Below are 22836 nucleotides of genomic sequence, written 5' to 3' on the forward strand. Positions count from 1 at the left end.
GCTCGGTGCGGATGGCCACCGGGCGGAAGACCGCGCGGGAGGGGGCGCGGCGGCGGGGGGGGGGGGGGGGGTGTTTTTCCCCCCCCCCCCCCCCCCCCCCCCCCCCCCGACCCGCCCCCCCCCCCCCCCCCCCCCCCCCCCCCCGCCCACCCCCCCCCCCCCCCCCCCCCCCCCCCCCCCCCCCCCCCCCCCCCCCCCCCCCCCCCCCCCCCCCCCCCCCCCGGCCGGGCCAATCCCGGCTCCGCGCGCGGTTGCGAGGTCCGGCGGCTGCCCCGAGGGTGGGTGTCAAGATCATCGAACCGGCGTCGTCGCCGGGGTGAGGTGACGGACCCCGCACGCCGCCGACGGCCCGTCACCCGTGAGGAGTCGTGCATGTCCGGATACCGTGACGTCCTCCGGCGTGGCAGCGGGCGCCACCGGCGCCGACGACGGGCTCCGCTGAAGCAGGTCCTGACGCTGTCCGTGCTGGTGGCCTGCTCGGCGTACCTGGTGCACACGCTGGACGGCGACCCGCTGGAGTGCGGGCCCGGGGGCATCGGGGGCCCCGAGTGCCGGGCCGCCGCCCTGGGCAAGCGCCCCGGCACCGCGGCCGGCCGGATCGACGGAGTGCCCCACGACGGCGACGGCGCGGGCGCCGCGCCCCGTTCCCGCGCCGCGCAGCCGGAGGGTGTCTACGACCGCGAGCGGTGCGGCAACACCTCCGGCCGGGTGCTGCTGACGCTGGACGACTGGCCCTACAACGACCCGCAGCGTTCCGTCCGCATCGGCGCCCAGCTGCAGGCCCAGGGCGTGCGCGCGGCGTTCTTCCTCATCGGCCGCTTCGCCTCCCAGTACCCCCAGATCACCGAGACGCTGCGCCGGCAGGGCCACTGGGTGGGCAACCACTCCTACACCCACCGCAAGCTCACCGCGCTGGACGACGACGCCCTGACGGAGGAGATCCAGCGCGGAGTGGGCGGCAACATGCTGCGCCCGCCCTACGGCGCCGCCGACGAGCGGGAACGCGAGGTCGCCGCCGACATGGGGTTCCGGATCTGCAACTGGACCATCGACACCCACGACTGGGAGAAGACCGACGGCCAGGCGCGCAGCGTGGAGGACATCCGGGCCAGCGTGCGCGACGCGACGCCGGAGGAGAAGCACAACGGCGTGGTGCTGGGACACCTGTTCAGCAACTTCCCCGAGGCGCTGTCCGGCATCATCAGCGATCTTCAGGAGCAGGGCTACGGCATCTGCCGCAACAAGGGACCCGTCACCGACCAGGTCTCCTACCCCCTGGACTGCTGAGGTCCCCTCGGGTCACCGGGGGCCGGGCCGCCCGTCGCGCCTCACCGGTAGCGCAGGTACCGGCGCCGCACCCGCCGGAACGCCGCCAGTTCCGTACGCCAGGCGCCCGTCACCTCGTCCGTGCCCGCACCGGCGTCGATCATCGTCCGCACCCGGGGCGAGCCCGTCAGCTTGTCGATGAAGTGGTCGGGCCGCCAGGCGAAACCGCGCCAGGTCCGCTTCGCGGTCACCAGCAGCGCGATGCCGGTGCGCACCGGGTCGTAGGCGGGACGGTCGAGGACGTGGAGGTGGAGGCCGCCCAGCGTCCTGCCCTGGAAGGGGCCGAAGGTGGGGGAGAAGTAGGCCTCCCGGAAGCGCACCCCGGGCAGCCCGGCGGCGTTCGCGGCCGCGGCCCAGCGGCCGTCGAGCCCCTCCGCGCCCAGCATCTCGAACGGCCGGACCGTGCCCCGCCCCTCCGACATGTTCGTGCCCTCGAACATCCCGGTGCCGGAGTAGACGAGGGCGGTGTCGGGAGTGGCCATGTTGGGGCTCGGCGGCACCCACGGCAGCCCGGTGGCGTCGAAGAAGTCGCCACGCCGCCAGCCGGTCATCTCCACGACCGACAGCGCCACGGCCCGCCCGGCGGCCGAGGGCACGAACTCGCCGTTGTAGAGCAGGGCGAGTTCGGCGACGGTCATGCCGTGGGCCTGGGCGATCGGGGCGCGGCCGACGAAGGTGGCGTACTTCCGGTCGAGCACGGGCCCGAACGCCTCACGGCCGCCCACCGGGTTCGGCCGGTCCAGCACCACGAACCGCTTGCCGGCCAGGGCGGCCGCCACCATGCAGTCGTAGAGCGTCCAGATGCAGGTGTAGAAGCGGGCGCCGGCGTCCTGGCTGTCGTAGACGAGCGTGTCGATCCCGGCCCGGTCGAACAGGTCGGCGAGCTGTCGTCCGCTCTTGCGGTACGTGTCGTACACCCGCAGCCCGGTGGCAGGGTCGGTGTACTCGCCCTCGGAGAGCCCGGCCTGCGGGGTGCCGCGGTAGCCGTGCTCGGCGCCGAACACGGCCTTGAGCCGTACCCGGCGGTCGGCGTGCATCACGTCGACGACGCCGCGCGCGTCGGAGGTGATGCCGCTCTGGTTGGTGATGACGCCGACCCGCTGCCCGTCCAGCAGCCGGTAGCCGTCGGCGGCCAGGCGCTCGAAGCCGGTCGTCACACGGGCGGCGGCCCGGGCCGGGCCCGCCATGCCCGTGACACCGGCCGCGGCGCCGCCGGCCAGCAGGGTCCGCCTGGAAACGGTCATGTCCGTCATGGTCCGGCAAAGTAGTCCATAGCGGTGCCGTGTGGACGGACGCGAGGCCGTACGGGTGCGAGGTCGTACGAGCGTGAGGGCGTACGAGCGTGAGGTCGTACGGACAGGACGGCGTACGGACAGGACGGCGTCCTCGTGCGGCGTCCCCGCGCGCGTCACCGCCGGGTCGGCTCCGCAGCCCTTCGCGCCGCGTGCTCACCCGTCGCGTGCTCTCCCGCCCCGTGCCCGCGTGCCGCCGCCCACCCGGTCGCGCGGCCCAGTACGGGCAGCGTCAGCGCGAGCCAGCACCCGGCCAGCAGCCAGCCGGCCACGAGGTCCGTCAGCCAGTGGACGCCCAGGAACACCCGGGTCACCGCCACCCCGGCCGCCCACAGCCCGCAGCAGCCCGCCACCACCCGCCCCGGGGTGCCCGGCAGCGCCCGCAGCAGCGCCCAGGCCAGCAGCCCCGCCACCAGCGCGCTCGTGGTGGCGTGCCCCGAGGGGAAGGACGCCTCGTGGGCGTGCGCGGCCCAGTCCGCGGTCGGCGGCCGCGAGCGGTCCACCGCCGTCCGCAGCCCGATGCGGACCGCCTGGCCGAGCCCCAGGACCGCCAGGGCGGCCAGCACCACCGGCAGTCGGCGGCGCGCCGGCAGCCGCGCCCGGTGGCACGCCAGCCACCCGGCCGCGGCCACCAGCGCGTACACCGTCACCCCCGTACCGGTGGCGGTCAGCGCCCGCGCGGCGGTCAGCGCGCCGGCGGAGCGGAGCCCCAGCGCCTCCGCGTGCGCCGCGCGGTCCACCGCGAACGGCGCTCCGCCCGCGGTCACCACCAGTGCCGTCAGGACGGTCAGCACCACGGCCGCCACGCCGGCCCCCGCCGCCACGAGCACCGCGGCGCCGGCCGCCGGCGTCCCGCGCCGGGCGCGCTCCCGGCCCTTCACGCGGCGGTCAGCAGCAGCGGGCGCAGCCGGCCCTTGCGGGCCCGTTCGACCCAGGGCGTGCCCCGGGTCGCCAGCACCGTCAAGGGGACCGCCAGCGCGATGCCGACCAGCGCCCCCACGGCGACGTCGTGCGGGTAGTGCGCCCCGATCCACACCCGGGACGCCGCCATGGCCACCGCCGCCGCCGCGGCCACCGTGCCCAGACTCCGGTCGGCGAGCCACAGCGCGGCCGCCGCCGCGAAGGCGATCACCGCGTGGTCGCTGGGGAAGGACCAGTCACCCCGGACCGGGCAGGACTCCAGGGTGAAGCTGCCGGGGATGGACCGGCACGGGGGCACCTCGCGCACCAGCGCCCTGAGCGCCAGGTCCACGCCGTGGACGACCGCCAGTACCAGGGGCGTGGCCAGCACCCGGGCCATCATCGGCGAGTCCGAGCGCCGTGCCCGCCACCAGGCCGTGAGCACCAGGGCTGCGAACAGCGCCAGCCCGAAGGCGGACCAGGTGACGACCGTGTCGTTGAGCAGCCAGGGCGCGTGGCGCGCGTCGCGGGTGATGTCCGTGTAGAGGCCGCCGTCGATGCCCGAGCCGTCGAACGCGGGGGCGGGACCCCTGCCGGCCGGCCCGAGGAGGGGCGGCACGAGCGCCTGGGATATGTCCTTCATCGCTGTCCTCCGTTGCGCGTGACGGTCGGTCGTCGGTGCCTCGGGCCGCGGAGGCCTCCCGGGGGCGAGGGTAGGGGACGAGGGCGGAGACATAAGAATCCCCCCGCCCCGGGGCCCGTACACCCGGAAGCGGGGGGAATTCCGTGCAACCGACGGGGATTCCGCCGACGGCTGTCAGCCGCCGTTCGCCGAACCGTTGCCCGAGATGATCGGGATCTCGTCGAGCAGGTGCGACAGCGGGTCGTCGCCGTCGTTGATCGTCGAGTTGTCGGTGCACTGCTGCTGCTGCTGCGACGTGAGGATCGGGATGTCCTGGAGGTCGATGGGAACCGCTCCGAGGATGCCCTGGAGGTTGATCTTCCCGATGCCCAGGCACGGCTTGTTGAGCGTGCCCTGGATCAGGCTCATCTGCGGGCTTTCCTCGCCCCCGGTCTTGGTGTTGCCGTAGCCGGTCTTCGCCCCATTGGCGTTCGCGACGTCCTGGTCGTTGCCGATGGCCATGGCGGGGGAGGCCATGGCGCCGACCGCCGAAGCCGATACGGCAGCCGTGGCGAGTACCTTCTTGAGCACGTCAATGCCTTTCGATCGATCGATGATTCCCATCGGGAAGCGAACTGAGTAACTGCGGTTTATTCGGGAAGTTCCGGAGTTTCACTCATTCGCCCCAGCGGTCCATTCGCGGGGTGCCGCTCCCAACTCCTTTTGGCGGGCGCCTGGTAGCGTGCGCGGCGCGGCGGGTTTCCTCAGCCGTCGGCCCGCTCGGACAGCGCCCCCACAGCCTGCGTCCGGGCGGGCTTTTGATGCCGGATGGAGAAGACGTCCCGTGACCGTCGAATACACCCGTTACCGGATCGCCGACCCCGAGCGCCGCCGGGCCTTCGAGAAGGACTGCGCCGCCGCGGCCGGGCACCTCTACTCCGCACCCCAGTGCCTGGGCTACGAGCTGTCGCGCGGGGTGGAGGAGCCCGACTGCTACGTGCTGCGCGTCGAGTGGTCCTCGGTGGCGGACCACGAGCGGGGCTTCACGAGCGGCCCGCACCGCGAGCCCTTCCTCGCCGGGGTGCGGCCGTACGTGGGCGAGATCGAGGAGACGGGGCACTACGAGCGGGTGCTGGTGGTGGACAAGCGGCGAATGTGAACGGCGTGTGACGCGAACCACCCCCGTCCGGCGGGGTGATCACCGCCGAGTGCGTATACCCTCGGTCCTGTGAATCTCGTCAAGCGCCGCCACGTGGACTTCGTCCGCGTCACGAGCATGTCCTGTCGCCGCTGCGGCTGACCATTCACCTTCGCGTGCCCGCCCGTCTCTGAGGGCCGTGGCCGCCGCTTTCTCCTCTCTGCTTCACAGCTCTGTTTCTCACGCCCTACCCGGCCCCGCCGTGCCCGCATACCCTTGCGTCTGGCCCCGGCGGGCCGTCCGGCTACCGCCGGACGTTCACCGGGCCTTTAACGCAGTGGACATCTCATGATCAACGAGCTTCCCGTCCTGGACCTCTCCGCCGCCTCGGCCGGCCCGGACTCCCGTGCGCGCTTTCACGACGCCCTGCACCGCGCCGCCCGCGACGTCGGCTTCTTCCACCTCACCGGTCACGGCATCACCGCCGAGGAGACCGCTGAACTCACGCGTGTGATGCGCGAGTTCTTCGCCCTCCCCGAGGCGGACCGCCTCGCCATCAGCAACCTCAACTCGCCCCACTTCCGCGGCTACACCCGCATCGGCGACGAGCGCACCGGCGGCAGCCAGGACTGGCGCGACCAGCTCGACATAGGCGCCGAGCGCGCCCCCCACGTCCCCGGCCCGGAGGACCCCGGCTACTGGTGGCTGGAGGGCCCCAACCAGTGGCCCGACGCCCTGCCGGAGCTGCGCACCGCCGCCCTGCGCTGGGTCGAGCGGCTGAGCGCGGTCGCCCAGCGGCTGCTCCACGAGCTGCTGGCCGCCATCGGCGCCCCCGAGGACTTCTACGACGAGGCCTTCGCCGACCGTCCCCATCTCCACCTCAAGCTCGTCCGCTACCCCGGCAGCGCCCCCGACGGCGCTGGTCAGGGCGTCGGCGCCCACAAGGACTACGGATTCCTGACCCTGCTCCTCCAGGACGAGGTCGGCGGGCTCCAGGTGGAGGGACCCGACGGGAGCTTCATCGACGTCCCGCCGCTGCCCGGCGCTTTCGTGATCAACCTCGGCGAGCTGCTGGAGGTCGCCACCAACGGCTACCTCAAGGCCACCAACCACCGCGTGGTCAGCCCGGCAGGCACCCGCGAGCGCTTCTCGGTGCCGTTCTTCTACAACCCGCGGCTGGACGCCCGGATCGCGCCCGTCCCGTTCGCCCACGCCGACCAGGCCCCCGGCGTCACGCAGGACGCGACCAACCCGCTGTTCGCCGAGTACGGCCGCAACGAGATCAAGGGCTGGCTCCGCGCCCACCCGGCCGTGGCCCGGCGCCACCATGCCGACCTGCTGGAGGACGCCGGAACCCCGGTCGCCGGCTGAGCCCGCGGCGGCCCCGGCCGGCGCCCGCCGGCCGGGACCACCCGCCGCGACGATCACTTCACGGCTCCTTATCCTGCTGATCAAGGATTCAGCGGGTCCGCGGAGGGAATGACCTTCGCATCGGCACCGAGTGCCACGGGGGAACACGGGGGTGTGATCATGAGCGTGCCGCTGGGCACGGGCGTCGGCTGGCGCCCGGAGATCGCGGACGACATCGAGCTGCTGCCGGGCGTCGACTGGGTGGAGGTCGTGGCGGAGAACATCTGCCCCGGCCATCTGCCCGAAGCGCTGGTGCGCCTGATCGAGCGCGGGACCACCGTCGTCCCGCACGGCGTCTCCCTCGGCCTCGGCGGGGCCGACCGCCCCGACCTGGCCCGCCTCGTCGCCCTGGCCGAGCGGGCCGAGGCGCTCGGGGCCCCGCTGGTCAGCGAGCACATCGCCTTCGTCCGCTCCGGCGGGCCGCTCGCCGGGGCGCCCCGGACCGAGGCCGGCCACCTGCTGCCCGTGCCCCGCACCCGGGACGCCCTGGACGTCCTCTGCGAGAACGTGCGCATCGCCCAGCAGGTCCTCCCGGTGCCGCTCGCGCTGGAGAACGTCGCCGCCCTGCTGACCTGGCCGGACGAGGAGCTCAGCGAGGCGGAGTTCCTCGGCGGGCTCGTCGAGCGGACCGGCGTGCGGCTGCTGGTCGACGTCGCCAACCTCCACACCAACCACGTCAACCGTGGCGAGGACCCGGCCACGGTGCTCGACGGGCTCCCGCTCGACGCCCTCGCCTACGTACACGTCGCGGGCGGCGTCGAGCGCGACGGCGTCTGGCACGACACCCACGCCCACCCCGTCGGGCCGCCCGTCCTCGACGTCCTCGCCGAGCTGTGCGCCCGCACCGCGCCGCCCGGTGTCCTGCTGGAGCGCGACGACGACTTCCCCGTGTCCGGCGAGCTCGCCGCCGAGCTCGACGCGATACGCGCCGTGGTCCGGGGTGCCGCGCATGTCTGAGCGCCCCGCCTCCGGCCGCCCCACCACCGATCGGCCCACCTCCGGCCGCTCCACCGACGAGGCCCGGGCGCGGCTCGCCGCCGCCCAGCACGCCCTGCTCTCGACCCTCGTCGCCGGCGCTCCGCCGCCCGAGGGCTTCGATCCGCGCCGGCTGGACATCCAGCGCCGGGCCCTGCTGGGCAAGCGCGCCGGCGTCGTCGCCAAGATCGCACCCGGTCTCCCCGCCCTCCTCGGCGCGGACTACCGCCCGCTCTTCACGGCGTACGCGCGAAAACGCCCCATGACCGACGGCTACCGCCGCGACGCCCTGGACTTCGCTGCCCACGTCCTGGACGGCCTCGACCCCGATGACCCCGGCGCCGCCGAGCGCCGGGCCGGGCTGGCCGCGTGGATCGACGGGCAGCGGCCCTCGGCCCCGGTGTCCCGGGGCCTCCGTGGACTCCCGGCCCGCCTCCTGCGGGCCCTCCGCAGACACAGCAGGTGATCATGCTCATATTTCTCACGGTCGTCGCGTTCGCCCTGCCGCTCGCCCTGTCGGCCCGCCTGGTGGCCCTGCGCCGCCGGGCGCGCGGCACGGGGACGCCCGCCGATGTGGCCGCCACGCCCGAGCTGCTGGAGGTCGCCTACCTGATGGGCGGCGGCTCCCGGGTCGCCGACACGGTCATCACGCTGATGGCGACCGACGGACGGATCGGGATCAGCTCCGACGGCAAGGTCAAGGTGGTCCGGCCGGACACCCACAACGCCATGGAGCGCGCGCTCCTGGCGAAGTGCGGCAGCACCTGGACGAAGAAGCTCCGCAGACTGCGGACCGAACTGAGCTGGGGCGCCGCGCCCGACGCCCTGGAGAAGGCCCTGATCGGCCGGGGGCTGCTGATGTCCCCGGACACGCTGGACTCGTGGGTGCTCGCCGCACACCTCCAGGTGGCCGGCCTCGTCTTCTCGGGAGTCAGCGGTATCTGTCTGCTGTTCGCGCCCGGGTTCCGCGTCGCCGCCGGGCTCGTGGTCGCTCTCGTGGTCGCCGGGATCGTCGTCCGGGCGAAGTGCGCCCCGCGCGACTCCTCCCGGCGCAACGCCACCGACCTCGGCGCCGCGTACCGCCTCCGGCTGGCCGCCGAGGACCCCTGGAGCGAGGAGGGCGAGGCCGTCCGGCTGGCCGGGCTGGTCGCCCGCCGCGGCGTCGACCAGCTCCCGGACGGCGAGCTGCGCCGGCAGTTCAGGAAGGCGGACCAGGCCGTGCCGAGCACCGCCACCAGGCCTCGTACCAGGAGCGGCAGGGCCTCGTCGCGCTCGTCGTCGTACTCCTCGTCCTCGTCGTCCTCTTCTTCCTACACTTCCTCCTGCTCCAGCAGTTCGAGCAGCTGCTCGTCGTCCTCCAGCTGCGGTGGCGGCCACCACTCGAGCCACTCCAGCCATTCCAGCTGCTCGTCCAGCAGCTGTTCCTCCTCCAGCTGCGGAGGCGGCAGCAGCTGCTCCTCCTGAACGGCCCTACGGCGTCGCGGAGTTGAGCGGAACGGCGAATACCGGACAGTCGCCGTCCGCTCGGCCCGGCTCCGCGCGGGGCATGCCGCCCGCCCCCTCGTCACGGGTGTTCACCCCGTTGACCTCTGACGCCACGTCATATCCGTTCGGGCGGTGGAGGGGTGGGGGCGTCGTCGCACCGCACCCTTCTGGGGGATCGTGTGCGACCGGATGTTTTCTTGTGGGCCCGCTTGTCGGGACGGGACACTCGTTCGGCAGCTCTTGACATGAACGCGACGTGCGGTCGCGGTCGTGTCGCAGACATCCTCCCGTGCCCGGACGCCGACGACGTCGGGCGCACCCCCCATCACAGGAGGTCGGCGAGTTGAACCACTCACGCATCCCCAGGCTCCGCACGGCACTGGCCGTCGCCGGCACCATGGCCCTGGCCACCGCCTCCCTCACAGCGCAGAGCGCCGGCGCGACGCCCGCCCCCGCGGACCGCTCGGCCGCCGCCCTGGCCTCCGTCCAGCAGGCGCTGGACACCGGCGTGGCCGTCCCCGGCACCACCTCGTACGTCGACCAGCGGGCGCACAAGGTCGTCGTCACCGTCGACCCCACGGTCCGGGGCGCGGCGCTGACGAAGGTGGAACGGGCCGTCTCCGCCCTCGGCGACCGGGCCACGGTGCGGCACGCCTCCGGCGTGCTGCGCCCCCTCGTCGCCGGTGGCGACGCCATCTGGGGGAGCGGCGTCCGCTGCTCCCTCGGCTTCAACGTCACCAAGGGCGGCAAGCCGTACTTCCTCACCGCCGGGCACTGCGGCAACGCCTCCGCGAGCTGGTCGGCGTCCCAGGGCGGCTCCGGGGTCGGCACGACCGAGAAGTCGTCGTTCCCCGGCAACGACTACGCCCTCGTCCGCTACACGGCGACCACCGACCACCCCAGCGCGGTGGACCTCTACGACGGCGGTCAGCAGAACATCACCAAGGCCGGCGAGGCGACCGTCGGCGAGCAGGTACGGCGCAGCGGCAGCACCACCCAGGTCCACGACGGCGAGGTGACGGGGCTGAACGTCACGGTCAACTACCAGGAAGGGCAGGTCAGAGGCCTGATCGGCACCACGGTGTGCGCCGAGCCCGGTGACAGCGGCGGCGCGCTCTTCGACGGCGACACCGCCCTCGGCCTCACCTCCGGTGGCAGCGGCGACTGCTCCTCCGGCGGGGAGACCTTCTTCCAGCCCGTGCCCGCCGCCCTCCGGGCGCTCCAGGCCCAGCTGCCCTGACTCCCAGGACCCCCACGGCACGACCCCCGGGTGATTCGCCTCCACCCGGGGGTCGTCGCCGTCCGGAACCCGCCGCGCGGTCCCTACGCGCCGGGCAGCGCCGAGGGCGCGGACTCCCGGCCCGCCGACCCGGCGGTCCCGGCCGTCCAGGACGCCAGCAGGCGCAGCGCGTCGGCGGACGGCGAACCCGGCTCGGCGTGGTAAGTGACCACGTTCTGCTCCGCGTCCATCGGCAGCACCAGCGTCTCGCACGACAGCGTCAGGGGGCCGGCCACCGGGTGGTGCAGCCGCTTCACCCCGAAGCACTTGTCGCGGACGTTGTGCGCGGCCCACAGGGAGCGGAACTCCGGGCTCTTGACGGACAGTTCGCCGATGAGCGCGGCCAGCGCGGGATCGTCGGGGTAGCGCCCGGCGTCCAGTCGCAGCAGGGCGACGATGTCGGACGCCTTGGCGTCCCACTCGACGTACAGCTCGCGGGCGGTGGGGTCGAGGAAGACCAGGCGGGCCATGTTGCGCTGTCCGGGCGGCAGGGAGGGGAAGTCGCCCAGCAGCGCACGGGCCAGCGGGTTCCAGGCGATGATGTCCATCCGCCGCCCCAGCACGTACGCGGGTACGCCCTCCATCGCGTCGAGCAGGTGCTGCACCGCCGGGCGCACCCGCTGCGGTCGTGCCGTACCGGCCCGTGACCGCCGCGCCGTCGCGGGCCGGACCAGGTGCGTCAGATGGTTCCGCTCGGCCCGGTCCAGCCGGAGGGCGGTGGCGATCGCGTCCACCACGGACGCCGAGACGTTCTGGCCCCGGCCCTGTTCGAGGCGCGTGTAGTAGGCGACGCTCACACCGGCCAGCAGCGCCAGCTCCTCCCGCCGCAGCCCCGGCACGCGGCGCCGCCCGCCGTACGAGGGCAGCCCGACGTCCTCCGGCAGCAGCCGGGCCCGGCGGGAGCGGAGGAACTCGCTCAGTTCGGTGCGCTGGTCCATGACCTCAGTATGCGGGGCCCGCCGGTGGCCAGGGTGGTCCTGTCAGTAGTAGGAACCGTGGGCGTACGTTCCACCGGGTTCTGGCTGTCGTCGCAGGTCGGACGCAGGATCGGGGCATGAGCACGAACACTGTCCACGCGTACGCGGCACCCGCGCCGAAGGCCCCGCTGGAGCGGACCACCATCGTCCGCCGTGAGCTGGGCGAGCACGACATCCTGATCGACATCAAGTTCGCGGGCATCTGCCACTCCGACATCCATACCGTCCGCGCCGAGTGGGGCGAGGGCGGCCACTTCCCGCTCGTCCCCGGCCACGAGATCGCCGGCGTGGTCGCCGAGGTCGGCCCCGGCGTCACCCGGTACGCCGTCGGCGACCGGGTCGGCGTCGGCTGCTTCGTCGACTCCTGCCGGGAGTGCGACAACTGCCGGGCCGGCCTCCAGCAGTACTGCACCGGCGGGACCGGCATGATCGGCACCTACGGTGCCACCGGCCGCGACGGCCGGGTCACCCAGGGCGGCTACGCCACGCGTCTCGTGGTCGACGAGAACTACGCGCTCCGTATCCCCGACGCCATCCCGCTGGACGCCGCGGCCCCGCTGCTGTGCGCCGGCATCACCGTCTACTCCCCGCTCGCCCACTGGCACGCGGGCCCGGGCAGCAAGGTGGCCGTGGTGGGCCTGGGCGGTCTGGGCCACATGGCCGTCAAGATCGCCCACGCGATGGGGGCCGAGGTCACCGTCCTCAGCCAGTCCCTGCGCAAGAAGGACGACGGCCTGCGGCTGGGCGCCGACCACTACTACGCCACCTCCGACCCGGCCACCTTCGAGGAGCTCGCGGGCACCTTCGACCTGGTCCTCAACACCGTCTCGGCCGATCTGGACCTGAACGCCTACTTCCGCCTCCTGCGGACCGACGGCACCTTCGTCCAGCTGGGCGTCCCCGAGCGCCCGCTGTCGGTGGCCCCCTTCTCCCTCATCACCCAGCGCAAGGCCTTCGCCGGCTCCATGATCGGCGGCATCCCGGAGACCCAGGAGATGCTCGACTTCTGCGCCGAGCACGGCATCGCCTCCGAGATCGAGCTGATCGACGCCGAGCGGATCAACGAGGCCTACGAGCGCGTGCTGGCCAGCGACGTGCGCTACCGCTTCGTCATCGACGCCGCGACGATCTGACCGACGCGACGATCCGATGCCCCGCCTCGGGCCCGGCCGGGTTCGGCCGGGCTCAGCCGGGACGGAAGGCGACCCGGGCGTTGGCGTCCGCCGGTACGACCAGGACGCTGCTCCGCTCCCGGTCCCAGCGCTGCGGGATGACGAACATCCGGTTGTCCACCTGCGCGAGCAGCCGCAGCCCGTGGTAGCGGTAGCGGAAACGCTGGGGCGCGCCCGGCACCGCCGTGAGTACCTCCTCGCGCACGCCCGGGTCCGTGACGTGCAGCCGCTCGGCCGTGTCCAGGACGATCTCCGGGCGCAGTCGCAGGTTACGGGCCAGGTAGCGCGCGTCGGCACGGCCCTGCAGCTGGGCGTAGACCTGTACCGTCCAGAACAGGCACAGCGAGACGAGCGCCGCCACGAACGCGAAGAGGGTCAGGTCCCGCCGGCCGTAGGGCGCGCGGCCGGCGGACCGCAGGTACAGCAGCCGCCCGTACCCCGCCAGCAGCAGCCCGCAGCACAGGATGAGCGGGGTGGCCAGGAGCCCGGGCCGCCAGACGTCGCAGCCGGCGAGCACGCCGAGGACGAACAGCACGGCCCCGCATCCGGCCAGCGCCACGGACGCCCGCGCGAGCACGGGCACCAGCCGTGGCCGGGCCGCGCCGAGCGCCGCCACCGCGAAGCAGCCCAGGGCACCGGCCAGCCCGGCGAGCAGGGCCACCCCGACCGGCAGGTAGAGGGTCCCCGCGCTGCGCAGCAGGTAGTCCTGCGTGGACAGGTCCAGCGTGGCGGCGTCGACGCCGAAGTACTGGTAGCGGGCGTCGACATAGGCGAAGCCGAAGTAGAGGAGCAGACCCGTCGCCAGGGTGGTGGGCGCGACGATCCCGGCGAGCGTCTTGAACCACGTGCCCCACTGCGGCCGGACCGGCTCCGGCTCCCCGTCCGGCTCCCGATCCGGCTCGCGCTGCCGGTCCTCCACGGCCTCCCCGCCTCCCTACGGCTCTTCGGGCACGTCCGGGGGGACCACCCCGGGCGGTACGCCGGGGGTGGCCGGGGGTGCGCCCGGCCCCGTAGAGGAGCCGCCGCCCCCGCCTCCGCCGCCGGGAGGCGAGGCCGGGCCGGGGCTCGCATGGCCGGACGTCGGGACGCTGCCGCACAGGTCGCCGGCGTATCCGGCGAGTCCGGCGCAGACCGTGTGGGCCGCGACGGCCGGTTTGCCCTCGTCCGGCGGGAACTCCCAGGAGACCTCGGTCGTGCGCCCGGCGGCCAGGGTCACGGTCTGCGGCTCGGGCCGCGTCGTCCACCGGCCGTCGCCCGGCGTACGGTCCTCGAACGTCACCTCGGTGCGGTACGTCTGCGCGGTGGGCTGCTCCTGCCCCTCGTGCGGCGCCTCGGGGACGGTGATGGCGACCTTGCCCTTGGGCCAGACGCCCGAGAAGTTCGCGGAGGGCTTCCCGGCGGATCCGAAGCCCTGCTGCTCCTGCTTCCCGGTGCCGCCGTTCGGGGCGGGCCGGTCCTCGTCGCCCCCGGAGGAGCAGGCCGCGAGCGCCAGGGCGGCCACGGCGGCGACCGCGCCCAGGGCGGCCGGCCGGAGTCCCGCGGGGCGCTCCCGGCGCCGTTGCCGATCCACCCTCCAGACGGTAGCCATGGGCGGACGGCGGCCCGGGCGCGTGGCACGCGACACGGGGGACAATTCACCCGTTCCCGGCGGCGGACGGCCCGGTGACGAGCCGCTGGACGCCGGCCGGCCCCGCCGCCCCGTTCAGTGCCCGCCGTCCAGGCCCAGGCGCCCGGCCACGCGTGCGTGCGCCCGGCCCAGCCACGCCGGCACCCACCAGTTGAGGTGCCCCGCGACCGTCAGGTAGGCCGGCACGAGGACGCCCCGTACCAGCACCGCGTCCACCAGGACGGCGGTCGCCAGCCCCGTGCCCAGCAGTTTGAGCGCGGTCACCCCCGAGGTGGCCAGCGCCCCGGTGACGACGGCCACGGCGAGGGCGCCCGTCGTCACCAGCCGCCCCGTGCGGGCCACCCCCTCCACCACCGCCTCCCGGTTGTCGCCCGTCAGGAGGTGGTGCTCGCGCACCCGCGACAGCAGGAAGATCTCGTAGTCGATCGCCAGCCCGAAGGCGATGGTGAACATCAGCAGCGGCATCGAGATGTCCAGCGACCCGGTCGGCGTGAACGCGCCGACGACCGATCTCAGATGGCCGTCCTGGAAGACGAACACCATCGCCCCGAAACTCGCGCCGAGGCTGAGCGCCCCGATGACCAGTGCTTTCACCGGCAGCAGCACGCTCCCGGTGAGCAGGAACAGCATCGCCCACGTGGTGAGCGCGGCCACGGCGGCGGCGAGCGGCAGCCGTGCCCGCACCGCCGTCCGGGTGTCGGCCGTCATCGCGGAGAGCCCGGTGACCAGCTGCCCGCCGCCGGGCGCGGGCAGCGCCCGCAGCCTCCGCACCAGTTCCTCGCCGGCCGGGGACTGGAGCTGCCGTGGGCCGCTGAGCTGGAGTACGGCCCCCCGCTGAGGTGCGGCCCCCCGCCTGGGCGCGGCGGCGGCCGGCGCGGAGCGCGGTACCGCCGCCCAGCGGGCCCGGCCGGCCGACGGCAGGGCGGCCGCGGCCCGCTCGTACGCCCGCAGGGCCGCCGCGTCGCGCCGGGGGTCGGCCTCCGGCAGCACTACGGTCACCGTCCGGTCCGAGGAGGAGACGAAGCGGGCCCGGATCTCGTCGGACGTGCGGTGCGCCTCGGTGTGCGAGGGCAGGACGCGCTCGTCCGGCAGCCCGAACCGGACGTGCGCGAACGGGGCGGCGAGCAGCACCAGCGCGAGGGCGCAGCAGCTGCCGAAGTACAGGGGACGCCGGGTGACGACGCGGGCCACGGCCCGCCAGGCCGGGCTGTCCGGGCGCGGCGGTCCGGCCGCGCGGCCGGGGCGCAGGACCGCGAGCGGGTCCCAGCGGTCGACGCGGGTGCCCAGCAGGGTGAGGACGGGCGGGACGAGCAGGGTCGCCGTGACCGCCGAGAACACGGCCACCGCCATGCCGGCGCAGGCCATCGAGCGCAGGAACGGCAGCGGCAGCACCAGCAGCGCCGACATCGACAGGGCGACCGCGCAGGCGGACACGGCGACCGTGCGCCCCGCCCGCCGCGCGGTGCGCCGCACGGCGGTCTCGACGGCGCATCCGGCGCGCAGCTCCTCGCGGTGGCGCGTGACGAGGAAGAGGCCGTAGTCGACGGCGAGCCCGAAACCGAGGGCGGTGGTGAGGTTCATGGCGAACACCGACACCGGCATGGCGTAGGTGAGCAGCCGCAGCAGGGCCATGGTGCCGACGACGGAGACGGCTCCGATCACCAGTGGTACGAGCGCGGCCACCAGCGACCGCAGGGCGAGCACCAGCAGCAGCAGGGTCACCGGGGCGGCGACCAGTTCGGCCCGTACCAGGTCCCGCTGGCTCTCCCGGCGGGCCTCGACGCTGACCCAGGCACCGCCCGTCGCGGAGACGTCGAGGACGCCGTGGCGGCCGGTGAGGCCGGGCACGAGGGTCTCGGCGGTGCGTGTCACGTCGCGGTCGGCGCCCGCCAGGTCGGCGGTCACGAGCGCGGCGGCGCCGTCGGCGGCGCGCAGGGTGGCGTCACCGCCGCGCCAGTACGAGCGGACGCTCGCCACACCGGGGGCGCGGGCGAGCCGCTCGGTGAGCTCGCGGCCCGCCGCCCTGGCCCGGGCGGTGTCCACGCCGCCCGGGGCGCGGGCGAGGAGGACCAGATCGGGGTTGCCGGCGCCGAAGCGCTCGGCCAGCAGGGAGTTGGCGCGTGCCGACTCGGTGCCGGTGGCGGTGTAGCCGCCGTTGGCGAGCCGGGCGGCCGTCCCGGAGCCCGCCGCCGCGAGCGGCAGGGTCAGAACGGCGGCGACGGCGGGCACCAGCCAGGGCGGCGGGCGGCGCCCGGTGCCGGGCGGGCCGGTGGTGCCGGGGGTATCCGTAGGGCCCGGCTCGGTGCTGGTGCTGGTGCTGGTGCTGGTGGTGGTGCCGGTGCCGGTGCCGGTGGTGGCGGCCTGGCCGCCGTTGGCGAGGCGGGACGCCGTGCCGGACCGCGTCGCCGCGAGCAGCAGGGTCAGGAGGGCGATGGCGGCGGGCACCAGCCACGCCGCCGGGCGGCGCGCGGTGCCCGTCGTACCTGTCGTGCCGGCGGCCCCGGCCCCGGAGGAGGCGGGGGGCAGGACCGGGGCGCCGGGGTCGTGGGGAGGCGTCACGCGGCGCGGAAGAACAGCACGGCGTTCTGGCCGCCGAATCCGAAGGAATTGCTGAGCGCTCCTCGCATCCGGTGCCGCCGGGGCGTCTTCGTCACCACGTCCAGGTCCATCCCGTCGTCGAGGCGGTCGAGGTTGGCGGTGGGCGGGATGAGCTGCCGCTCCAGCGACATCACCGTGCACGCGGCGTCGACCGCGCCGGCCGCCCCGAGGGAGTGGCCGATGGCGCCCTTGACCGACGTCACCGGTGGCGGGTCGCGGAAGACGGCCCGCAGCATGGCGGCCTCGACACTGTCGTTGATGGGTGTGGACGTGCCGTGGGCGTTGACGTGGTGCACCTCCGCGAGGTCCGCGCGGGCGTCGGCCAGCGCCGCCTCCACGGCGCGGCGCGCGCCCACGCCCTCGGGGTCCGGGCGGGTGGCGTGGTAGCCGTCGCTGGAGGCCCCGTAGCCGGAGAGGTAGCCGCGGACGCGGGCGCCGCGGGCCCGGGCGTGGGCGGGCCGCTCCAGGACGAGCACGGCGGAGCCCTCGCTCAGCACGAACCCGTCCCGGTCCGCGTCGAACGGCCGGGAGGCGGCGGCCGGGTCGTGGCGGCGGGTCGAGAGCGCCTGCATCCGGTAGAAGGCGGCGGAGCCCATGGGGACGCGGGCGCAGTCGGTGCCGCCGGCGATGGCGATGTCGCACGCCCCCGAGCGCACGAGATCGCGGGCCGTGCCGAGCGCGGTCGCCCCCGACGCGCAGGCGGTGGAGGTGGTCAGGCAGGGGCCCAGGGCGCGCAGGTCGGTGGAGACCTCCCCGGCCACCATGTTCGGCAGGGAACGCAGCAGCGCGGTGGGCGAGATGGACTCCACCCTGCCGTCGGCCAGGTTCCGGTACTCCACAGGCCAGCGGTCGCCGCCGTTGCTGGCGCTGCCGAGGACGATCGCGACCCGGGGGCCGTCCCAGGCGGCGGGGTCCAGTGCGGCGTCGGCCATCGCCTCCCGCGCGGCGACCATCGCCAGCTGGATGAACCGGTCGTTGCGCCAGGTGATCCGGCGGCCGAGCAGCGCGTCGCCGTCGAAGCCGGGGATCCGGCACGAGAAGTCGACCGGGAGCCCGGCCAGCTCCTCGTCGTAGGCGCCGAGGCCGACGCCGGCGCACAGTCCGTCCCAGGTCGCCTCCCGGCCGACGCCGGCCGGGGTCACCATGCCGATGCCGGTGACGGCGACCTCGCGTTCGCTCACCGCGCGGGTCCGGCCGGTGCCGTGGCCCCGGACGGGCCGGCGGGCTGGGCGCCGATGCCCGCGGCGAGCAGCCGCTCGACGCGGGCCGCGACCTCGCCGAGCGTGGCGCCCTCGGGGTCCTGATCGAGGGTCACCTTCAGCCGGTCCTCCAGCAGGGTGAGCATCTCGACCTTGGCCAGGGAGTCGATGTCGAGCTGCTCGAAGGTCGCGTCCGGCGTGAGCTGCTCCTCGGGAACACCGAAGTATTCCGTGAGCAGACGGGCCATCATGTCGTATACGGGTTCCATGGGCAGCTCTCCTCGATCGGGCCCGACACGGGCTGCCAGGCGTATCACTCATGTCATGGCATTACATGATTTTCGGATTGCTCTGTTGCCGAGCCTCCTCCGCCTCCCGCCCCCGGCCCGACCGACACGCGCGCCGGCGATCGCCGCGTCACCCGTCCTGCCGAGGGCCGGGCCCGCCGAAAACCCCGGGCACCGCGCCGTGGGCCAATGGCATGCTGGGCAGCGTGAACGGTCCCCAGATTCCCTTCAGCTTCGCCCCTGAGCTGCGTATCTTCCTTCCCGCCGACCGCCGCGAGCCCGGCGTGGCCGTGCCCACCGACGGCGTCTCCACCCTCGGTCACGTCGTCGAGTCCCTCGGCGTTCCGCTCACCGAGGCCGGGCGGCTCCTCGTCGACGGACGGCAGGTGACCACCTCCCATGTCCCGGTCGCCGGCGAGACCGTGGAGGTCGAGGCCGTCAGCCGGCCCCAGGAGGTGCCCGGCGCGCCCCTGCGGTTCCTGCTCGACGTCCATCTGGGCACGCTGGCCCGCCGGCTGCGGCTGCTGGGCGTCGACGCGGCGTACGAGAGCGAGGACCTCGGCGACCCGGCACTGGCCGCCCTCTCCGCCGCCGAGCGCCGGGTGATGCTCTCCCGCGACCGGGGCCTGCTGCGCCGCCGGGAGCTCTGGGCCGGGGCGTACGTCTACAGCGACCGGCCCGACGAACAGCTGCGGGACGTCCTCGGCCGCTTCGCGCCACGACTGGCCCCCTGGACCCGCTGCACCGCCTGCAACGGCGTGCTGCGGGACGCGGAGAAGGAGGCCGTCCGGGAGCACCTGGAGCACGGCACCAGCCGGACGTACGACGTCTTCGCCCAGTGCGTGGCCTGCGGCCGGGTGTACTGGCGCGGGGCGCACCACGCCAAACTCCAGGCGATGGTCGACGAAGCGGTGCGGGAATTCGGGGCCGCGGCCGCCTGAGCGCGCTCCGCCCGCGCGCGGGAGCCGGACGGGCCCCGGCCCGTCCGGTGTCGCATTCCGCCGACCGGGTGCACGCTGGATACGTACCGCAGGAGGTGGACGCGATGCAGACGATCGTTGGCTGGCATGTCGAGGTGGAATTCCAGGAGATCGACAAGCGCACCCACGCGGCGGTGATGCTCAGACTCCCGGACGGCACCGAGCTCCGCGCGAAAGCCCACGCCACACGGCATCCCGACGACCCCGACCAGCTGAAGGTCGGCGAGGAGGTCGCCGCGGCCCGGGCGCTCAACCAGCTCGCCAGGGACCTGTTGGCGAAGGCCGGGCACGACATCGAGGCGGTCACCCATGTGGAGGCCCACCCGGCGATGTGAACGGCGGACGGGCCCCGCCCGGGCTCGTGCCGCACCGCGGCGGAAGGCGGCGCGACCGGTAGCGTGCTGCGCGTGCTCAAGGGATTCAAGACTTTCGTGATGCGCGGTGACATCGTCACCGTGGCCGTGGGCCTGATCATCGCCCTGGCCCTCTCCACGCTCATCAAGGCATTCACCGATTTCGTGGTCAATCCCGTCATCGCGAGCTTCCAGGGCGGGCGGTCCCTGGGACTGGGCTGGCAGCTGGGCCGCGCCGGGAACCCGGCCACCTATCTGGACGCGGGCGCCTTCCTCTCGGCCGTGATCTACTTCCTGATCTTCATGGCCGTCGTCTACTTCTTCATCGTCGTGCCCTACAAGCACGTCCAGGCCCGTCGCGGGGTGACCGTCTTCGCCGATCCGGGACCGCTGAAGACGTGCCCCGCCTGCCTTTCCGAGGACCTGCCCCAGGCCGCGTCGAAGTGCCGGTACTGCGGTACGGAGCAGCGGCCGGCGACGGGCGCCCCTCCCGGCGTCTGATCGCCCCGCCCACCGCCGGTCAACTTTCGTCGAGCCACGCCGCGACCTTCGATGAGTGTGCCCGGGACGGCGTGGCGCCTAGGGTTCCCGTGTGAATGCGAGATCGCGGGCCCGTGAGCTGTGGGGACGACTGACCGATCCGGCGGACTGGTCCCGGCGCCGGCTGGTCGGGGAGAGCGCCTTCGCCCTCCTGCTCGCGGTGCTCGCCGGGCTGGCCGAGGTGGGCCAGGGCTGGCCGCGCGCGGTGGCCGTCGCCCTGGCCGTCGCCGTGCTCTCGATGGCCCGCCGCGCCTTCCCGGCGACCGTCCTGATCGCCGCCGGGGCCCTGGGCGGCTCCACCGAGGGCGGCGCCGCCCTGCTGCTGGCCGCGGCGGGCTGGTCCGCCGGGCGCCGGATCGACGGTGTGCTGCGCGCGCTCATGGCCTTCAGCGTCTCCTTCGGGCTGTTCGTCTCGCTGTCCTTCTATCTGGCACACCAGTCGGCGCTCCTGATCCTGGTCTTCAACACCCTCTTCTTCCTGGTGGCCGCCGTCGTCCCCGGCCTCGCCAACCGCTACTGGACCCAGCGCCGCACCCTGCTGCGCACGCTGCGGCTGCGCAACCTCCAGCTGCTGCGCGAGCGCGAGATGGTGGCCGGCCAGGCCCGGATGCGCGAGCGCCAGCGCATCGCCCAGGACATGCACGACAGCCTGGGGCACCAGCTCGCCCTCATCGCCGTGCAGACCGGCGCGCTGGAGGTCGACCGGGAGCTGACCGGGCGTCAGCGCGAGGCGGTCGGCGTGCTGCGGGAGGCCTCGGTGGCCGCCATGCAGGAGCTGCGCGAGGTCGTCGGCATCCTCAAGGACGGCACGCCGGAGGAGGAGCAGCCGGTCTCCCGGGTGGTCGCCGGCATCCAGGAGCTGGTCGACTCGGCCGCGGCCGCCGGCCTGCGGGTGACGCTGGAGCGGTCCGGCCTGGTCCGGGCCCTGGCCCCCGCCGCCGACCACACGGGGTACCGCATCGTGCAGGAGGGGCTGACCAACGCCGCCAAGCACGCCCCGGGCGCCCCCATCGCCGTCAATCTCCGCTACGAGCCCGACTCGCTGCTCGTGGAGGTCGCCAACGGCCCGGCCCCCGCCGGCCAGGAGCCGCCGGCCGGCGCGGTCAGCGGCGGCCAGGGCCTGACCGGGCTGCGGGAGCGGGCCCGGCTCGTCGGCGGCATGGTGTTCACCGGCCCCGCCGAGGGCGGCGGCTTCCGGCTCGCCGGCATGCTGCCGTACGCCTCGGCCGAGGCGGGCAAGGCCGCCGCCGGGGCGGCGGACGGGACGACGACGTTCGTCGACCCGGACGGCGACTTTCGGGGGCTGCCGGGGGAGGGGATTCCGGGCGACGGTGATCCGGTCATCGACCGGCTCGACCCTCGCGAGGAGTTCAAGGACATCATGAGCACGAAGAAGAGCGGCGGCTGCCTGATCGGCTGCGGTGTGGTCCTGCTGATCCTCCTGGCGCTGGCCGCCGCCGCGGTCTTCGGCATAGGGAAGATCGTCGACGAGGCGGACAAGGCGATGATCGATCCCACGGTCTACGAGTCGGTCAGGGTCGGCGAGTCCGAGGCGGCCGTCCGCGACCGGCTGCCGTCGGGGAAGTCCTTCCTCACCTCGGACGTCAAGGGCAAGCTCCCCGCGGAACCGGCCGGCACCACCTGCCTGTCCCTGCTGTCGACGGACACCTCGGAGGGCCTGGACACGGACACCGTGTACCGCTTCTGCTTCAAGGACGGGAAACTGTCCGAGAAGCGCGAGTTCCACGTCAAGAGCTAGCGCGCCGGCACAACCCCCAGCAGGAGCAGCAGGTGATCCGTGTCCTCATCGCCGACGACGAGCCCCTCATCCGGGCCGGCATCCGGATGATCCTCACCTCGGCCGACGACATCGAGGTGGTGGCCGAGGCGGCGAACGGCCGGGAGGCGGTCGACCTGGCCCGGCATCACCGCGCTGACGTGGCCCTGCTCGACATCCGCATGCCGCTCATGGACGGCCTCACGGCGCTCGGCGAGATCGGCCGTACGGTGCCGGGCACCCGGGTGCTGATCCTCACCACCTTCGGCGAGCGCGACAACGTCCTGCGGGCCCTGCGCCAGGGCGGGGCCGGCTTCCTGCTGAAGGACTCCGCCCCCGGCGAGCTGATCGGCGCGGTGCGCGCCGCGGCCGCCGGCGACGCCTATCTCTCGCCCGCCGCCACCCGGCACGTGGCCGACTCCCTGGCCCTCGGCGGCGGGGCGGCCGCCACCCGGGCCGACGAGGCCCGGCAGCGGGTGGCGGTGCTCAGCGACCGCGAGCGCGACGTCCTCGCGCTCCTGGGGGAGGGCCTCTCCAACGCCGACGCGGGACGGCGGCTCCATATGAGCGAGGCCACCGTGAAGACCTATGTGAGTCGCATCCTCGCCAAGCTGGAATGCGAGAACCGGGTGCAGGCGGCCTTGCTGGCACGGGATGCGGGCCTGGGGGTCTAAGGCCCTCTCACCGAAGAAAGTAAGGTTTCAGGCCAGTCCGACCTGACATGCGTTCAGGAAGTCGGGGTTTTTGCGCTATCTTTTTCGGCGTTCCCTCGTATACGAGCGTCGGACGCGACGCCGGAACGACGCCGGGAGTGCGCGCGCACCGAGCGCGCCACGCACCACCCGCGGAACGCCTCGCACAGGCACGTGGCGGGAGAGAACTCCCCGCCACGCATCGCC

Annotated in this window: 21 protein-coding genes and 1 pseudogene; 12 read left to right on the top strand and 10 right to left on the bottom strand. The window is 74.2% G+C overall.

Going from position 1 to position 22836, the window contains the following annotated elements:
- Positions 1–372 precede the first annotated feature (372 nt).
- The gene (locus AC07BS_RS21835) at positions 373–1287 is read left to right on the top strand and encodes a polysaccharide deacetylase family protein (RefSeq protein ID WP_478933904.1); all 915 of its coding nucleotides are present in this window, start codon (positions 373–375) and stop codon (positions 1285–1287) included.
- A 41-nt stretch (positions 1288–1328) separates the two neighbouring features.
- On the opposite strand, the gene AC07BS_RS21840 is transcribed toward AC07BS_RS21835, so the two are convergent.
- The 4 genes from AC07BS_RS21840 to AC07BS_RS21855 all read right to left on the bottom strand — a co-directional run bounded on the left by AC07BS_RS21840 (position 1329) and on the right by AC07BS_RS21855 (position 4731).
- The gene (locus AC07BS_RS21840; RefSeq protein WP_478933906.1) at positions 1329–2570 is read right to left on the bottom strand and encodes an exo-beta-N-acetylmuramidase NamZ family protein; all 1242 of its coding nucleotides are present in this window, start codon (positions 2568–2570) and stop codon (positions 1329–1331) included.
- A gap of 164 nt (positions 2571–2734) precedes the next feature.
- Positions 2735–3499 carry a phosphatase PAP2 family protein gene (locus AC07BS_RS21845; RefSeq protein ID WP_478933908.1) on the bottom strand — a complete coding sequence of 255 codons (765 nt, stop codon included), beginning with the start codon at positions 3497–3499 and terminating at the stop codon, positions 2735–2737.
- The gene (locus tag AC07BS_RS21850) at positions 3496–4161 is read right to left on the bottom strand and encodes a phosphatase PAP2 family protein (RefSeq protein WP_478933910.1); all 666 of its coding nucleotides are present in this window, start codon (positions 4159–4161) and stop codon (positions 3496–3498) included. Before AC07BS_RS21850 ends, AC07BS_RS21845 begins: the two co-directional genes overlap by 4 nt.
- A gap of 174 nt (positions 4162–4335) precedes the next feature.
- Entirely contained in the window at positions 4336–4731 is a 396-nt protein-coding gene (locus AC07BS_RS21855) for a rodlin (RefSeq protein WP_478647754.1), read from the bottom strand.
- 253 nt (positions 4732–4984) lie between these two features.
- On the opposite strand from AC07BS_RS21855, the gene AC07BS_RS21860 reads away from it, so the two are divergent.
- From AC07BS_RS21860 to AC07BS_RS21880, 5 genes and pseudogenes are all read left to right on the top strand, one after another.
- Positions 4985–5299 carry an antibiotic biosynthesis monooxygenase family protein gene (locus AC07BS_RS21860; RefSeq protein ID WP_478933913.1) on the top strand — a complete coding sequence of 105 codons (315 nt, stop codon included), beginning with the start codon at positions 4985–4987 and terminating at the stop codon, positions 5297–5299.
- Between the two features lie 327 nt (positions 5300–5626).
- Positions 5627–6649, top strand: coding sequence for an isopenicillin N synthase family dioxygenase (locus AC07BS_RS21865; protein WP_478933915.1), 1023 nt, complete (start codon positions 5627–5629; stop codon positions 6647–6649).
- Positions 6650–6808: 159 nt separating this feature from the next.
- Positions 6809–8129, top strand: a pseudogene (locus tag AC07BS_RS21870) (MbnB/TglH/ChrH family RiPP precursor modification enzyme).
- 2 nt (positions 8130–8131) lie between these two features.
- The gene (locus tag AC07BS_RS21875) at positions 8132–9127 is read left to right on the top strand and encodes a TIGR04222 domain-containing membrane protein (protein ID WP_478647760.1); all 996 of its coding nucleotides are present in this window, start codon (positions 8132–8134) and stop codon (positions 9125–9127) included.
- A 364-nt stretch (positions 9128–9491) separates the two neighbouring features.
- Positions 9492–10388, top strand: coding sequence for a S1 family peptidase (locus AC07BS_RS21880; RefSeq protein ID WP_478647762.1), 897 nt, complete (start codon positions 9492–9494; stop codon positions 10386–10388).
- An 83-nt stretch (positions 10389–10471) separates the two neighbouring features.
- On the opposite strand, the gene AC07BS_RS21885 is transcribed toward AC07BS_RS21880, so the two are convergent.
- Positions 10472–11365 (bottom strand): helix-turn-helix transcriptional regulator, encoded by an 894-nt coding sequence (locus AC07BS_RS21885; protein ID WP_478647764.1) that lies wholly within the window; start codon positions 11363–11365, stop codon positions 10472–10474.
- 116 nt (positions 11366–11481) lie between these two features.
- Between AC07BS_RS21885 and AC07BS_RS21890 the strand changes: the two genes are divergently transcribed.
- Positions 11482–12537, top strand: a complete 1056-nt coding sequence (locus AC07BS_RS21890; protein ID WP_478647766.1) for an NAD(P)-dependent alcohol dehydrogenase — start codon at positions 11482–11484, stop codon at positions 12535–12537.
- 52 nt (positions 12538–12589) lie between these two features.
- On the opposite strand, the gene AC07BS_RS21895 is transcribed toward AC07BS_RS21890, so the two are convergent.
- The 5 genes from AC07BS_RS21895 to AC07BS_RS21915 form a co-directional block, all read right to left on the bottom strand.
- Complete coding sequence (locus tag AC07BS_RS21895) at positions 12590–13495, bottom strand: hypothetical protein (RefSeq protein WP_478933918.1); 906 nt, start codon at positions 13493–13495, stop codon at positions 12590–12592.
- A gap of 15 nt (positions 13496–13510) precedes the next feature.
- Entirely contained in the window at positions 13511–14146 is a 636-nt protein-coding gene (locus tag AC07BS_RS21900) for a hypothetical protein (protein WP_478647769.1), read from the bottom strand.
- A 132-nt stretch (positions 14147–14278) separates the two neighbouring features.
- A complete protein-coding gene (locus AC07BS_RS21905) occupies positions 14279–16762 on the bottom strand; it encodes an MMPL family transporter (protein ID WP_478933920.1) in 2484 nt (827 codons plus the stop codon).
- Complete coding sequence (locus AC07BS_RS21910) at positions 16759–17982, bottom strand: beta-ketoacyl-[acyl-carrier-protein] synthase family protein (protein ID WP_478933922.1); 1224 nt, start codon at positions 17980–17982, stop codon at positions 16759–16761. The genes AC07BS_RS21905 and AC07BS_RS21910 overlap by 4 nt, the downstream gene beginning before the upstream one ends.
- On the bottom strand, positions 17979–18269 hold the full coding sequence (locus AC07BS_RS21915; RefSeq protein WP_478647774.1) for an acyl carrier protein: 291 nt from the start codon (positions 18267–18269) through the stop codon (positions 17979–17981). Before AC07BS_RS21915 ends, AC07BS_RS21910 begins: the two co-directional genes overlap by 4 nt.
- Positions 18270–18493: 224 nt before the next feature.
- On the opposite strand from AC07BS_RS21915, the gene AC07BS_RS21920 reads away from it, so the two are divergent.
- The 5 genes from AC07BS_RS21920 (at position 18494) to AC07BS_RS21940 (ending at position 22611) form a co-directional block, all read left to right on the top strand.
- On the top strand, positions 18494–19228 hold the full coding sequence (locus AC07BS_RS21920; RefSeq protein WP_478647775.1) for a Mut7-C RNAse domain-containing protein: 735 nt from the start codon (positions 18494–18496) through the stop codon (positions 19226–19228).
- A 104-nt stretch (positions 19229–19332) separates the two neighbouring features.
- The gene (locus tag AC07BS_RS21925) at positions 19333–19602 is read left to right on the top strand and encodes a DUF1876 domain-containing protein (protein WP_478647777.1); all 270 of its coding nucleotides are present in this window, start codon (positions 19333–19335) and stop codon (positions 19600–19602) included.
- 72 nt (positions 19603–19674) lie between these two features.
- The gene (locus AC07BS_RS21930) at positions 19675–20121 is read left to right on the top strand and encodes a large conductance mechanosensitive channel protein MscL (RefSeq protein ID WP_478647779.1); all 447 of its coding nucleotides are present in this window, start codon (positions 19675–19677) and stop codon (positions 20119–20121) included.
- Positions 20122–20212: 91 nt separating this feature from the next.
- The gene (locus tag AC07BS_RS21935; RefSeq protein WP_478647781.1) at positions 20213–21919 is read left to right on the top strand and encodes a sensor histidine kinase; all 1707 of its coding nucleotides are present in this window, start codon (positions 20213–20215) and stop codon (positions 21917–21919) included.
- A 32-nt stretch (positions 21920–21951) separates the two neighbouring features.
- Entirely contained in the window at positions 21952–22611 is a 660-nt protein-coding gene (locus AC07BS_RS21940; protein WP_478647783.1) for a response regulator, read from the top strand.
- Positions 22612–22836 lie beyond the last annotated feature (225 nt).

The organism is Streptomyces sp. NPDC044063, from assembly GCF_056434285.1.

What these genes read in the sequence shown, in the direction of transcription:
- AC07BS_RS21835 (WP_478933904.1), top strand. Translation starts at nt 373, where the DNA reads ATGTCCGGATACCGTGACGTCCTCCGGCGTGGCAGCGGGCGCCACCGG.
- AC07BS_RS21840 (WP_478933906.1), bottom strand. Translation starts at nt 2,570, where the DNA reads ATGACCGTTTCCAGGCGGACCCTGCTGGCCGGCGGCGCCGCGGCCGGT.
- AC07BS_RS21850 (WP_478933910.1), bottom strand. Translation starts at nt 4,161, where the DNA reads ATGAAGGACATATCCCAGGCGCTCGTGCCGCCCCTCCTCGGGCCGGCC.
- AC07BS_RS21865 (WP_478933915.1), top strand. Translation starts at nt 5,627, where the DNA reads ATGATCAACGAGCTTCCCGTCCTGGACCTCTCCGCCGCCTCGGCCGGC.
- AC07BS_RS21875 (WP_478647760.1), top strand. Translation starts at nt 8,132, where the DNA reads ATGCTCATATTTCTCACGGTCGTCGCGTTCGCCCTGCCGCTCGCCCTG.
- AC07BS_RS21885 (WP_478647764.1), bottom strand. Translation starts at nt 11,365, where the DNA reads ATGGACCAGCGCACCGAACTGAGCGAGTTCCTCCGCTCCCGCCGGGCC.
- AC07BS_RS21890 (WP_478647766.1), top strand. Translation starts at nt 11,482, where the DNA reads ATGAGCACGAACACTGTCCACGCGTACGCGGCACCCGCGCCGAAGGCC.
- AC07BS_RS21915 (WP_478647774.1), bottom strand. Translation starts at nt 18,269, where the DNA reads ATGGAACCCGTATACGACATGATGGCCCGTCTGCTCACGGAATACTTC.
- AC07BS_RS21925 (WP_478647777.1), top strand. Translation starts at nt 19,333, where the DNA reads ATGCAGACGATCGTTGGCTGGCATGTCGAGGTGGAATTCCAGGAGATC.